This window comes from uncultured Streptococcus sp. (assembly GCF_915066115.1).
In the GTDB taxonomy this organism is placed as follows: domain Bacteria; phylum Bacillota; class Bacilli; order Lactobacillales; family Streptococcaceae; genus Streptococcus.
In genome coordinates this window covers 1-13,401 of sequence record NZ_CAJZDT010000040.1, presented here as the reverse complement: position 1 = coordinate 13,401, position 13,401 = coordinate 1, and the positions used below count along the sequence as shown (strand labels likewise).

General features: G+C 40.5%; 17 protein-coding genes. 7 read left to right on the top strand and 10 right to left on the bottom strand.

What is annotated here, in order from left to right:
* Positions 1–143 precede the first annotated feature (143 nt).
* A complete protein-coding gene (gene def, locus QZ565_RS04295) occupies positions 144–755 on the top strand; it encodes a peptide deformylase (RefSeq protein WP_295526090.1) in 612 nt (203 codons plus the stop codon).
* A 44-nt stretch (positions 756–799) separates the two neighbouring features.
* Positions 800–1,528: a 23S rRNA (guanosine(2251)-2'-O)-methyltransferase RlmB gene (gene rlmB, locus QZ565_RS04290; RefSeq protein ID WP_295526086.1), complete on the top strand. Its 729-nt coding sequence runs from the start codon at positions 800–802 to the stop codon at positions 1,526–1,528.
* Between the two features lie 37 nt (positions 1,529–1,565).
* On the opposite strand, the gene trxB is transcribed toward rlmB, so the two are convergent.
* From trxB to QZ565_RS04255, 7 genes are all read right to left on the bottom strand, one after another.
* Positions 1,566–2,477 (bottom strand): thioredoxin-disulfide reductase, encoded by a 912-nt coding sequence (gene trxB, locus QZ565_RS04285; RefSeq protein WP_295526083.1) that lies wholly within the window; start codon positions 2,475–2,477, stop codon positions 1,566–1,568.
* Positions 2,478–2,542: 65 nt separating this feature from the next.
* Complete coding sequence (locus QZ565_RS04280) at positions 2,543–2,767, bottom strand: DUF4059 family protein (protein ID WP_000926599.1); 225 nt, start codon at positions 2,765–2,767, stop codon at positions 2,543–2,545.
* Positions 2,768–2,844: 77 nt separating this feature from the next.
* Positions 2,845–3,588: an amino acid ABC transporter ATP-binding protein gene (locus QZ565_RS04275; protein WP_000590965.1), complete on the bottom strand. Its 744-nt coding sequence runs from the start codon at positions 3,586–3,588 to the stop codon at positions 2,845–2,847.
* On the bottom strand, positions 3,588–4,388 hold the full coding sequence (locus QZ565_RS04270) for an amino acid ABC transporter permease (RefSeq protein ID WP_295526080.1): 801 nt from the start codon (positions 4,386–4,388) through the stop codon (positions 3,588–3,590). Before QZ565_RS04270 ends, QZ565_RS04275 begins: the two co-directional genes overlap by 1 nt.
* A 157-nt stretch (positions 4,389–4,545) precedes the next feature.
* Positions 4,546–4,902, bottom strand: a complete 357-nt coding sequence (locus QZ565_RS04265; RefSeq protein ID WP_295526078.1) for an arsenate reductase family protein — start codon at positions 4,900–4,902, stop codon at positions 4,546–4,548.
* Between the two features lie 5 nt (positions 4,903–4,907).
* Positions 4,908–5,426, bottom strand: a complete 519-nt coding sequence (locus QZ565_RS04260; RefSeq protein WP_295526075.1) for a methylated-DNA--[protein]-cysteine S-methyltransferase — start codon at positions 5,424–5,426, stop codon at positions 4,908–4,910.
* Entirely contained in the window at positions 5,426–5,920 is a 495-nt protein-coding gene (locus QZ565_RS04255; protein WP_295526072.1) for a GNAT family N-acetyltransferase, read from the bottom strand. Before QZ565_RS04255 ends, QZ565_RS04260 begins: the two co-directional genes overlap by 1 nt.
* A 134-nt stretch (positions 5,921–6,054) precedes the next feature.
* On the opposite strand from QZ565_RS04255, the gene QZ565_RS04250 reads away from it, so the two are divergent.
* Complete coding sequence (locus QZ565_RS04250) at positions 6,055–6,498, top strand: DUF1836 domain-containing protein (protein ID WP_295526069.1); 444 nt, start codon at positions 6,055–6,057, stop codon at positions 6,496–6,498.
* A complete protein-coding gene (locus tag QZ565_RS04245) occupies positions 6,498–7,145 on the top strand; it encodes a hemolysin III family protein (RefSeq protein WP_004256871.1) in 648 nt (215 codons plus the stop codon). The genes QZ565_RS04250 and QZ565_RS04245 overlap by 1 nt, the downstream gene beginning before the upstream one ends.
* A gap of 20 nt (positions 7,146–7,165) precedes the next feature.
* On the opposite strand, the gene pdxT is transcribed toward QZ565_RS04245, so the two are convergent.
* The 3 genes from pdxT to nox form a co-directional block, all read right to left on the bottom strand.
* Positions 7,166–7,747 (bottom strand): pyridoxal 5'-phosphate synthase glutaminase subunit PdxT, encoded by a 582-nt coding sequence (gene pdxT, locus QZ565_RS04240; protein WP_295526066.1) that lies wholly within the window; start codon positions 7,745–7,747, stop codon positions 7,166–7,168.
* Positions 7,748–8,623 (bottom strand): pyridoxal 5'-phosphate synthase lyase subunit PdxS, encoded by an 876-nt coding sequence (gene pdxS, locus QZ565_RS04235; protein WP_295526063.1) that lies wholly within the window; start codon positions 8,621–8,623, stop codon positions 7,748–7,750.
* Between the two features lie 152 nt (positions 8,624–8,775).
* Positions 8,776–10,155: a H2O-forming NADH oxidase gene (gene nox, locus QZ565_RS04230; protein WP_295526060.1), complete on the bottom strand. Its 1,380-nt coding sequence runs from the start codon at positions 10,153–10,155 to the stop codon at positions 8,776–8,778.
* A 308-nt stretch (positions 10,156–10,463) separates the two neighbouring features.
* On the opposite strand from nox, the gene QZ565_RS04225 reads away from it, so the two are divergent.
* The 3 genes from QZ565_RS04225 to QZ565_RS04215 are packed head-to-tail and all read left to right on the top strand — an operon-like array spanning position 10,464 to position 13,309.
* Complete coding sequence (locus QZ565_RS04225) at positions 10,464–11,387, top strand: FAD:protein FMN transferase (RefSeq protein ID WP_295526057.1); 924 nt, start codon at positions 10,464–10,466, stop codon at positions 11,385–11,387.
* A 59-nt stretch (positions 11,388–11,446) separates the two neighbouring features.
* Positions 11,447–12,052 carry an NADPH-dependent FMN reductase gene (locus QZ565_RS04220; protein ID WP_060805371.1) on the top strand — a complete coding sequence of 202 codons (606 nt, stop codon included), beginning with the start codon at positions 11,447–11,449 and terminating at the stop codon, positions 12,050–12,052.
* Positions 12,053–12,070: 18 nt separating this feature from the next.
* Complete coding sequence (locus QZ565_RS04215; protein WP_295526050.1) at positions 12,071–13,309, top strand: NAD(P)H-dependent oxidoreductase; 1,239 nt, start codon at positions 12,071–12,073, stop codon at positions 13,307–13,309.
* The last annotated feature ends 92 nt before the right edge of the window (positions 13,310–13,401 follow it).

Below are 13,401 nucleotides of genomic sequence, written 5' to 3'. Positions count from 1 at the left end.
TGCGGCTAGCTTCCTAGTTTGCTCTTTGATTTTCATTGAGTATGAATTGAACTTCTATCTATTTTCTATAAATCCTAAAGGCTGTAATACTTTCATTCCTTGTCATTTTGTGATATCATGTAGAGGTAATGAAAGGAGAGAAAATGTCTGCAATAGAACGTATTACAAAAGCTGCTCACTTAATTGATATGAACGATATTATCCGCGAAGGGAATCCTACTCTACGCGCAATTGCTGAGGAAGTCACTTTCCCCTTGTCTGACCAGGAAATCATCCTAGGCGAAAAGATGATGCAATTCCTGAAACATTCCCAAGATCCTGTCATGGCTGAAAAGATGGGACTCCGCGGTGGGGTTGGACTTGCTGCTCCCCAGTTGGATATCTCAAAACGTATTATCGCTGTTTTGGTACCAAATATTGTTGAAGAAGGCGAAACTCCAGAGGAAGCCTACGACTTGCAAGCTATTATGTACAATCCAAAAATCGTCTCTCACTCTGTTCAAGACGCTGCTCTTGGCGAAGGAGAAGGTTGCCTCTCTGTCGACCGCAATGTGCCTGGCTATGTTGTTCGCCATGCTCGCGTTACTGTGGATTACTTTGACAAAGATGGAGAAAAACACCGTATCAAGCTCAAAGGTTACAACTCCATCGTTGTTCAGCATGAAATTGACCACATTAACGGTATCATGTTTTACGATCGTATCAATGAAAAAGACCCATTTGAAGTTAAAGATGGTTTACTGATTCTTGAATAAAGAAAATCCCGTTGCAAGACGGGGTTTTGTGTTATAATAGAGGCATGAAAACAAATGATATTGTCTATGGCGTCCACGCCGTTACCGAATCCCTCCTTGCAAACACTGGGAATAAACTCTACCTCCAAGAAGATCTCCGAGGTAAGAATGTTGAAAAAGTCAAAGAACTAGCTACAGAAAAGAAGGTGTCCATTTCTTGGACTTCAAAAAAATCCCTCTCTGAGATGACTGAAGGTGCTGTCCACCAAGGTTTTGTTCTACGAGTATCTGAATTTGCCTATAGCGAGCTAGATCACATTCTTGCCAAAACACGTCAAGAAGAAAATCCACTTCTATTGATTCTGGATGGCTTAACTGACCCTCACAACTTAGGTTCCATCTTAAGAACCGCTGATGCGACCAATGTTTCAGGTGTCATCATTCCCAAGCACCGTGCTGTCGGAGTTACTCCTGTCGTTGCCAAAACGGCCACAGGTGCTATTGAGCATATTCCAATCGCCCGAGTAACCAACCTCAGTCAAACCTTAGACAAACTCAAGGATGAAGGTTTCTGGACCTTTGGAACAGATATGAACGGTACTCCTTGCCACAAGTGGAATACAAAAGGGAAAATCGCCCTCATCATCGGAAATGAAGGAAAAGGCATCTCTAGCAACATCAAAAAACAGGTCGATGAAATGATTACCATTCCCATGAATGGACATGTTCAAAGCCTCAATGCCAGTGTTGCTGCAGCCATTCTCATGTACGAAGTTTTCCGAAATAGACTATAAAAAAGTTTCCAGTCATCTGATTGGAAACTTTTTATGATTAACTATGTTCGGTGATAAACTTGTAAGCTTCTTGACCAGCGATAGCTCCATCTCCAACCGCTGTTGTTACTTGGCGAAGGTCTTTCTGGCGAACATCTCCAACTGCAAAGATACCGTCAACTGCTGTTTTCATGTGATTATCTGTTACAATCCATCCAGCCTGATTTTGAATATTTAATTCTTTAACAAAATCGCTGAGAGGGTCCAATCCAACATAGATAAAGACGCCACCGAAGGCTTGTTCTGTCACTTGACCTGTTTTCACATTTTCAAAAACGACAGATTCTACTCGGTTTTCACCCTTGATTTCCTTGACTACAGAATCCCAGATAAAGCTGATTTTCTCATTCGCAAAGGCGCGGTCTTGTAAAACCTTTTGGGCACGAAGTTGGTCACGACGGTGAACAATAGTAACAGTCTTAGCAAAACGAGTCAAGAAGATGGCTTCTTCAACAGCTGAATCTCCACCACCAACTACCAACAAATCTTGGTCACGGAAGAAAGCACCATCACACACCGCACAGTAAGAAACACCACGACTGTTTAGTTCTTCTTCTCCAGGCACTCCCAAAGGACGGTGTTTAGAGCCAGTTGCTACGATAACTGTACGTGTTTCATATGTTTGATCATCAGTAATCACTTTCTTAAAATCACCATGGTCTTCTACATTTTTAACATAGCCGTAAATGTGCTCAACACCAAGATTTTCAAGCGGTTCAAACATCTTTTCTGCCAATTCTGGCCCACTAATATTAGCGTATCCTGGGTAATTTTCAATATCAGATGTATTATTCATCTGACCACCTGGCAGACCACCTTCAATCAAGCCTACTTTGAGATTGCTTCGAGCAGCATACAAGGCTGCAGTCATCCCTGCAGGTCCAGCACCGATAATAATAGTATCGTACATATAGATTCCTTCTTTCTTGTTGTAACTATCTTTATTCTAACTCTTTCTTGTCAATCAAGCAAGGATTATGCCTTGAAAACAAGAATTAAACTCATAACCGCAAAGGATAATACTGGAACAACCAAGACTCCAATCATAATCATATCATAGAGATGGGCTTGGCGAGCCTTGGCTGTCTTATCAACTCCCGACATGGCTCTCAGTCCAATCCAAATCCCTAAAAAAATCAGGACAAGGATGGTGGTCAAGATCAAACTCTCGAAATATAAAGAAAATAGTTGCAGCAGCATGATCTCTCTCGTTTCTATCTTTTTTAAAGAGTAAACTCAGCTAGTCCAACTAACTGAGTTTTCCTTTTTCTATTATATCAAATATAAGTCCGTTTGTAACTAGCAAAGAATTCTTTTGTCCGCTCTTCTTTAGGATGGTGGATAATCTCATCCGGTGTTCCAGACTCAATGATTTTCCCCTTATCTAGGAAGAGAATCTTATCAGCCACTTGGGCTACAAAGGACATGTCATGACTGACCAAAATCATGGTCTGACCTGACTTAGCAGCATCTGCAATAGACTTCTCTACTTCACCGACCAATTCTGGGTCAAGAGCTGAAGTTGGTTCGTCTAAGAGCAAGACATCTGGTTTCATAGCAAGAGCACGCGCCAAGGCAACCCGTTGCTTCTGTCCACCTGATAAATGGCGAGGGTAATGGTTTTCACGGTCCGAAAGCCCAACCTTAGCCAACTCTTCCTTGGCAATCTTAGTCGCTTCTTGGTCAGACAATTTCTTGACAACAACCAAGCCTTCTTTTACATTATCAAGTGCTGTTCGGCGTTCAAACAAATTAAACTGTTGGAAAACCATAGACAACTTACGGCGTAGGGCAAGGATTTCTTCTTGAGTGATTTTAGAAAAATCAACCGAGAAATCATCAATCTGAATAGAGCCACTGTCAGGAGTTTCAAGATAATTGAGACTGCGTAAAAAGGTTGATTTTCCAGCTCCTGAAGAACCAATCAAGGCTACGACTTCCCCTTTTTGGATATCCAAGTCCAGATGATCCAAGACAGTCTGTCCTGAAAAGGATTTGCTTAAATTCGAAATCTTAATCATTAACGAAGGTCTCCTTTCACATCTGCTTGCACTGTATCGGGTGCAGAAATAGCCATTTTTCTCTCGATGAAACGACCGAGGCTCTCAATACCGATATTTACTACCCAATAAACAAGGGCGACGGATATGAAGCGTTCAAAATAGCGGTAATCAGCACCACCCAAAATCTGAGCTTGGGCAAAGACTTCCACAACACCCGCACTAAAGGCTAGAGAAGTTCCCTTGGTCAAGCCGATTAGGGAATTGATTAAGGTTGGAGTCGCCACAACGGCCGCATTGGGAATAATCACACGACGGTAAACTTGCGCTCGGGTCATACCCAAACTGCGTGCCGCCTCAATCTCACCAGGATTAACTGAGAGAATGGCTGCACGAATGGTTTCACTGGCATAAGCCGCCTCATTGAAAGCAAAGGCTACAATCGCAAAAACAGCAGCTGGAATCGCATTGATATTGAGACCAGTACCCCATTGCTGATTGAGGGCTTTCAAAGCCAAAGGAATTCCGTAGTATGTCAGCATAAGCTGAACCAAAATAGGTGTTCCTTTTAAAAAACTAACAAAGAAGGCCTGCAAGGGATATAAAATTCTGACACGATTGATTTTTACAATAGCAAAAATCAATGCCAAAACCAAACCAAAAAGGGCCCCACCAATGGTCAACATAATTGTTGTTGGAAGTTGTTGGACAATTCTTGGAATCCCATCAAAGACCGAACGCAGGCTAAACAGCTTGCCATCCGGAATCAATTGCATCAAGTTTTGGTACCAATCTGATGCTAAAATCGTTGTAACATTCATAAAAACATCCTCTCCTGATAATGATTCATTCTACCATACTTCTGCCGTCAATGAAATTATTTGCTACGGTCAGATACAGACTTTGTCTACCTACTAGTTTATCATACTTTGAAACAGGGAGGTTATATATTTTATCTATCAAAGAGATAGATAAAAACTATTTCAGTCCCAATTCTTCATAAGCTTTTCGATAACCGATTTGCTTAACAGTTCCATTTTCTACTAAAATTGGTCGTTTTAACAACATTCCGTCACTTGCGAGCAACTCAGCTGCTTCTTGGTTCGACAGACTTCTTACCTTATCTTTTAGTCCCAATTCACGGTATTTGATTCCACTGGTGTTGAAAAATTGTTTCAATTCGAAACCTGAGGTTTCTAGCCAGTTTAAAATGACTTCTTGGCTGGGTGTTTCTTCCACGATATGGACAGCTTTGTAGTCCACACCAAGTTGGTTTAATTCTTGTTTTGCTTTTTTACAAGTTGAACATTTTGGGTATTCGATAAATTCTAACATGTGTTTCACTTTCTATTATTTATATCTTTAAAATCTGCGCCTTCTTGGTCCAAGAGCCAGGCTTTCTTTTCCATTCCTGCAGCATAACCTGTCAGACGCTTGCCTGCTCCCAGTACACGATGACAAGGTACAAGGATGGACCAAGGATTGCGACCTACTGCTCCACCAATTGCTTGAGCAGAAGCTACTTGCAGGTCTTGCGCTATTTGTCCATAGGTCACTGTCCGACCATAAGGAATGCCTTGTAAATAGGACCAAACTCGCTTTTCAAAATCCGTTCCAATTGGAGCCAAGGGTAAGTTGGATAAATCCTGAGACTTGCCTTTAAAGTAAGCATCTAAGCAAGCAATAACTGGGGCTAAAACAGGATGACTAACAACTTCTTCTATCGTCTCATCTCCTAATCCCCTCTCAAAATGCTTCTGGTCCTGCACCCAAATTCCATACAGATATTGCTCGTCAGCAACCACGGACAAGGTTCCTATTGGCGAAATGTAGAGCCTTTTTGCATACTTCTTTTGCATTATTTCTTTAATTTTTGATAGGCCAAGCGTTCCCCATCTACTGGCACCTTACCGACCTGTTTAAAACCGAGTTTTTCAAAAATATGTTGCATGGCCTTGTTTGCAGCATGCGTATCTGAACGAAAATCAAGATAATCAAAACCTTCAATCAAGCCCTCTAAGAAGGTTTGAGCAACTCCCTGTCCCTGGACATCTGCTGCCACAGCAATACGGTGAAAGACTAGGTACTCTGACTCTCCAGCTTGCCAGTTTCCTTCATAAATGGCTTCATAGGCTGCCTCTGGACTCTTGGTCACAGCAGCATAGGCTAGCAGTTCTCCCTCTTCCAAGGCAACATAAGCTTGACCTGAGATAATATCATCGATAATAATGTCCGCATTTGGATAGCCATTTTGCCACTGGTCACTACCAGCATCTGCTAAACATTTTTTAGCATCCTCAATTACCTGCATAATGGCATCCACTTCATTTGGAAAAGCTAAACGAATCTTCATCTTTTCTCCTCATTTCTGACTAGTTTCTCCCATCATAGCATAATTTAAGCCTTTTCACAAGCAGTTAAAACTTGACTATTTGTTTTTATTATTTTATAATCTAGTTATTAAAACTAGATAAAAAGGAGTTGCAAATGAAAACTGCCTTTTCCTACCCAAAATGGGAAGAAATTCCAAACATTGACCTCTATCTGGATCAGGTTTTACTCTATGTCAATCAAGTCTGCACTCCTGTCTCTCCAGATAAAGACAAGGCCCTAACAGCATCTATGGTCAATAACTATGTCAAACATGGTTATCTGACAAAGCCTGACAAGAAAAAATACCAACGCCAACAGATTGCCCGTTTAATTGCTATCACTACCCTCAAATCTGTCTTTTCAATTCAAGAAATTGCTCAGACACTGAATTCTCTCCAAAGTCAAGCCAGTTCAGAACAACTCTACGATGCCTTTGTGGACTATATGAACCAAGGAATTGACCCAGCTAACCCTATTATTCAAAGTAGCTGTCAAACGGTTAAACTCTATCATCAAACTCTGGCCTTAATCCATCATACTGAAGAGGAGGAAATCTAATGAATACCAGTCTTAAACTCAGCAAACAACTTAGTTTTGGAGAGGAGATTGCTAATAGCGTGACCCATGCTGTGGGGGCAGTCATCATGCTCATCTTACTCCCTATTTCATCAACCTATAGTTATGAAGCACACGGATTTTTATCATCTATCGGCGTTTCCATTTTCGTCATTAGTCTATTTCTCATGTTCCTCTCATCCACCATTTACCACTCTATGGCCTATGGTTCAACCCACAAATACGTCTTGCGGATCATCGATCATTCTATGATTTATGTTGCCATTGCTGGCTCTTATACACCAGTCGTCTTGACCTTAATGAATAACTGGTTTGGCTATCTGATTATTGGCATTCAGTGGGGAACAACTATCTTTGGCATCCTATATAAAATCTTTGCTAAAAAGGTCAATGAGAAATTCAGCCTTGCTCTTTACCTGATTATGGGCTGGTTGGTTCTAGCTATCATTCCAGCCATTATCAGTCAAACAACGCCAATTTTCTGGAGTCTCATGGTAACTGGTGGGCTCTCTTATACAGTTGGGGCTGGATTTTATGCCAAGAAAAAACCTTATTTCCACATGATTTGGCATCTCTTTATCCTAGCAGCATCTGCCCTCCAATACATCGCCATTGTTTATTACATGTAAAAAAGTTGAGAAATTCAATCTCAACTTTTTTCTTTACACATATTAATAAAGTACTGGTGCAAGCGAACATCATCAGTCAATTCAGGATGAAAAGAGGTTACCAGCATATTTTTTTCTTGGGCTGCAACAATTTGATAGTTCACTGTTGCTAGAATTTCTACACCCTCTCCAACACTGCTGATAATTGGACCACGGATAAAGGTCATTGGAATCTGACCGACTCCCTTACATTCTGCTTCCGTATAGAAACTTCCTAATTGGCGCCCATAGGCATTGCGCTCGACAACCATATCCATAGTTCCTAGATGACTTTCTTCCTGAGAAGTGATTTCCTTAGCCAGCAAAATTAAGCCTGCACAGGTTCCAAAGGCTGGTAAACCAGATATAATGGCTTCTCGAATGGGGATCAGCATGTCCTGGTCTCGTAAGAGCTTGCCCATGGTTGTAGACTCACCGCCAGGTAATATCAAACCCGCCAAGTCACTCCGATGTTTCTGAAAATCATCTAGATTTCTGATTTCAACACTCTCGACACCTAATTGATCTAACACTTTTGCATGTTCTGCAAAGGCCCCTTGCAAGGCCAATATTCCGATTTTCATCTATTTTCCTCGCTCTGCCATGAGAATTTGAATCTCATTTTCATTGATACCAACCATGGCTTCTCCTAAATCTTCAGAGATTTGAGCTAGGATTTGAGGATTACGGAAATTGGTTACCGCTTTGACAATGGCACTTGCTCGTTTAACAGGATCACCTGACTTGAAAATACCTGAACCGACAAAGACACCTTCTGCCCCTAATTGCATCATTAGCGCAGCATCTGCTGGCGTTGCAACACCTCCAGCTGCGAAGTTAACAACTGGCAATTTTCCATATTCATGAACATATTGAACCAATTCTACAGGAACTTGCAATTCCTTAGCAGCAACATAAAGTTCGTCCTCACGTAGGTTTTGAATGCGGCGAATTTCCTGATTCATCATACGCATATGACGAACGGCTTGAACGATATCCCCCGTACCCGGTTCTCCTTTGGTACGAATCATAGAAGCTCCTTCAGCAATACGACGCAAGGCTTCTCCCAAATCCTTGGCTCCACAGACAAAAGGAACTTGGAATTCTTTTTTGTCCACATGGAAACGGTCGTCAGCTGGAGATAAAACCTCACTCTCATCAATATAGTCAATCTCAATAGCCTCTAAAATCTGAGCCTCAACAAAATGCCCGATTCTGACCTTGGCCATTACTGGAATGCTAACCGCTTCTTGGATTTCCTTAATCATCTTTGGATCACTCATACGGGAAACCCCACCAGCTGCACGAATATCAGCTGGAATCCGCTCCAAGGCCATAACAGCTGCCGCACCAGCAGCCTCTGCAATACGAGCCTGTTCAGGATTTTGAACGTCCATGATAACCCCACCTTTGAGCATCTGCGCCAAGTTTTTATTTAATTCATAACGATTTTCAGTCATTTGTTTTATCCTCATCATTTGTATTGGTAGCTACTATTTCATTTTAAGTCAGATTAAAATGAAGTACAAGATAAAAAAAACGTAATTGTATGGGTACAGAATAGTTGAAAAACTATCTGGCCTTAACTTAAGGCCAGATAGCTCATTCATTTTTATTTTTCAGCTGTAAGGGCAGCCATTGTGATGTAGTTGTATGGTTTGTTGAAGTGTGGCAAGAAGAATAGGTCTGTCAATGCCAATTTATCAATTGTCACATGCTCTTGGATAGCAAGTGAGAACATGTGGATTCCCATGCTGATTGCAGAATCGTGTGAAACCATTTGTGCACCAAGAATTTCACGGCTATCTTTGTCAAAGACAATCTTGATGGCAACTTCATGGTTGTCATGTTTCATGAATTCTGGTTTTTGAAGATCGTTAAAGCCTGTTTCAGTTGCATTGTAACCAGCAGCTTTAGCTTTTTCAAGAGTCAAACCAGTTGAAACCATGTGAAGACCGTAGATTGAGATACCATTTGAACCTTGAACACCGATTCCTTCCAATTCATGTCCACAAGCGTTATATGCACCAACGATACCAGTACGAACAGCATTTGAAGCAAGAGCGATGTAGCTAGTGTCTTTACGAGCGTTGTCATAAACAGTCGCACAGTCACCTACTGCGTAAACGCCTGGGATAGATGTTTCTTGTTTCTTGTCTACAAGGAAGGCACCGTTACGGAAGAGTTCAATCTTACCATCAGCAAGGGCTGTGTTTGGACGGAAACCAACTGCAAGGATAACCATATCCACATCGAAAGTTTCTTTATCAGTAATCAAGCGTTCAACTTTACCATCACCTTCGATTGCTTTAACAGTTTGACCAAGAGCCAAGCGAATGTTGTGGTCTTCCAAGTTCTTCGCCATCATTTGTGTGAAGTCTTTGTCATAGTAACCGTTCAAGACAGTATCAACGATATCAACAAGGATAACTTCTTTTCCAAGACGTTCAAAGGCTTCAGCAAGTTCAACACCGATATAACCACCACCAACAACGGCGATACGGTCAAGGTGTTGACTCTTATCAGACAATTTGTGAATCACTTCTTCAGCGTTTTGGTACAATTTAACGAATTGTACATTTTCAAGAGTTGCTTTAAATTCGCGGTTTCCTTTAACAATTTCAACACCTTCAATTGGTGGCAAGATTGGTGTAGAACCTGTAGCGAAAATCAATTTATCGTATGATTCTTTGTGCTCTTTCCCTTCAACTTCTGCTGTAACTACTTTGTTATCATAGTCGATTGAAAGAACTGGTGAATTCATGTATACCTTAGCACCTTTAGATTCCAATTTTTCTTTATCAGAATAGAACAAGCCTTCAGCACCATCAATTTGTTCACCAATCCAAAGAGCCATTCCACATCCTAGGAAAGAGATGTTAGAGTTTTGGTCGAATACAACAATTTCGTTCTCATTGCCAAAATTATCCAACATAGTATTAATACATGCTGTACCAGCGTGGTTAGCACCAACTACAACGATTTTACTCATAGAAAAATTCCTACCTTCAATTTTAAATTTACTCCTCTAGTATAACATTTACTGTTAGCGTTTACAAGAGTTTAGCTAATTTTCCCGATTTTTTTGTAAAAAAATGTAAATAATCTGTATTTTATCAGTCTTTCTTACAATTACTCTTTATTTTCTGAGCATATTTCTTGACAAGTTTACAAATTTTATTTGTGAAAACGCTGACTTTATGGTATGCTAGTATTATGGAAAGAAAATGTAAGGGGTTAAATTTAATATAAATTTACAATATTTCAGCCTTCTTTTCATAAAAGAAAGGAGTTGGTAGCGTGCCTCTTAGTTCACATTCTGAACGGCTAATGGGGACTACTATCACTATTTCATTAGTGGATGAGCAAGCCGATATCTTGCTCCAAAAATCCTTTGATTTGCTCAAAGAGTTAGAATATCGTTTCAATGCAAATAGCCAAGAATCGGAGTTGATGAAAATCAATTATCAAGCTGGAATAGCTCCAGTCAAGGTTCATCCTGATTTGTTTGAACTGATTTCACTTGGATTAGAGCATAGCCTAGCGCCCTCTAGCCATCTCAACATCAGTATTGGTCCCTTAATTCAAACCTGGCGTATCGGTTTTTCAGATGCCAAAGTTGCCCAACCTCAGGAAATTGAAGAGGTTCTCCCTTTAATCAATCCTCATTATATCGAGTTAGATTCTTCCACTTCTACTGTGTTTCTAAAACAGAAAGGAATGAAGATAGACCTAGGTTGTTTAGCCAAGGGTTATAGTGCGGATAAGGTTGCCCAATTTCTGAGAGAAGAGGGAGTGACTTCTGCCTTGATCAATCTAGGAGGAAATATCCTGACCATTGGAAAAAATCAGGCAAGAGATAATCAACCTTGGCAAATCGGGATTCAAGACCCAGCCAATCCTCGGGGCAATCACTTAATGACCATCCCTGTTGTCAATCAATCTGTCGTGACTTCAGGCATTTATGAACGTCACCTGACAGTCGATGGAAAAGATTACCATCACATTTTTGACAGCCAAACAGGATATCCTGTTGAAACGGAACTAGCTAGTCTGACAATCATCTCTGATAAGTCAGTTGATGGCGAAATCTGGACAACTCGACTCTTTGGAGAAAGACCTGCTTCTATCCTCTGGCAAGTCGAAAGTTTGGAGGGCATCGAAGCCATCCTCATCGATAAGGAAGGCCACCTAAGCTGTTCTTCAGGAATTCCTGCTCTATAGAAACAACTGTTTCAATGGAGTTTTAAAATTGTATTATGTAAAAAGAGAAAGGAAATCTCATGTTAAAACTTATTGCTATTGTTGGAACAAATTCAAAACGTTCTACAAACCGCCAATTGCTTCAATACATGCAAAAACACTTTGCTGAAAAAGCTGAAATTGAACTTGTTGAAATTAAAGACATTCCTGTCTTCAACAAACCAGCTGACAAGCAAGTACCTGCTGAAATTTTAGAAATTGCTGCTAAAATTGAAGAGGCAGATGGCGTTATTATTGGTACTCCTGAGTATGACCACTCTATCCCAGCTGTTTTGATGAGCGCTCTTGCTTGGTTGTCTTATGGTATCTATCCACTTTTGAACAAACCAATCATGATTACAGGTGCTTCTTACGGTACGCTTGGTTCATCACGTGCCCAATTACAACTTCGCCAAATCTTGAATGCCCCAGAAATTAAAGCAAGTGTCCTTCCAGATGAATTCTTGCTTTCACATTCTCTTCAAGCTTTCAACCCAAGTGGAGACCTAGTAGATCTTGATGTGATCAAAAAACTGGATGCTACTTTTGACGACTACCGTATCTTTGTAAAAATCACAGAAAAATTGCGCAATGCACAAGAATTACTTCGCAAAGATGCTGAAGACTTTGACTGGGAAAATTTGTAAGATAGGAGACCAAAAAGAATGAAATTTGTTGGACTTGTAGGATCAAACTACGATCAATCATATAACCGTAAACTCTTGGAATTCATCCGTCGTCACTTCAAACTCAAATTTGAATTAGAAGTTCTTGAAATTGACGAAGTTCCAATGTTTAACCAAGACGAAAAATGGGACGAAAGTTTCCAATTACGTTATTTATATAACAAAATTACTCGTGCTGATGGTGTTATCATCGCTACTCCTGAGCACAACCACACAATCTCAGCTTCCCTAAAATCTGTTCTTGAATGGCTTTCATACGAAGTTCATCCATTTGAAAACAAACCAGTCATGATTGTGGGTGCTTCTTACTATGACCAAGGTACTTCACGTGCCCAAGTTCACCTTCGTAAGATTCTTGACGCTCCAGGTGTCAATGCTTACACTCTTCCAGGAAATGAATTCCTTCTCGGTAAAGCTAAAGAAGCTTTTGATGTTAATGGGAATATCACAAATGAAGGAACTGTTAATTTCCTTGAAACATGCTTGGACAACTTTGTAAAATATGTGGGAGTCGTTTCAAAATTGAAAAAACCAAAACCAATTGAGCCAGAAGATTTATATTGTACAAATTCAATTGCAACTACCATCCAAGGTGTTGATCCAGATGATCCTGAATGGGTAGAAAAAGCTGCTGAACTTGTTGGAGCTGTTTCTGGAGATACTTACGTTAAATTAGACCACGGTATCTTGACAGTTAACCAAATTGATATGTTCTTGAAGGCAATGCCATTTGAATTGACATTTGCAGATGATAACAATCAATTCTTGTACTTTAATAACGCACACCAAGACCCAGATACAATGTTTGGTAAACGTGTACGTGCTCAATCAGGAAATAGATTAGGAACAGTACACGGTACATTGCCAGATTCTAGAATGAAAAACGTTGAATGGGTTGTCGGTGTATTGCGTAACGGAGATCAAGAATATGTCCGTACAATTGTGCCAGGAACACCTGAAGGTGTTATTAATACCCATAATTACCAAGCAATGTACTATCCAGATGGTTCATATGCTGGAATTAATGAGATTATCTTTAATTTCCAACCATGGCTTGACTGGTACCTCAATACAACTGGTCAACGTCTAGTTGGTGGAAATGCTGTAGCTCCTGCTGGAGGACATGGCGGAGCAGATGCCACATCTGGAGCTTCTGATGCAGGTGATGCTGGAGGTCACGGTAGTGGCGCTGACGCTACATCTGGAGCAAGTAACTAATCATTTTAGGAACCATCTTGGTTCCTTTTTTAGCAAAAAAAAGACTAGCAGTTTTTGTCTGCTAGTTTTTTAGTTATTATTTCATCTATCTT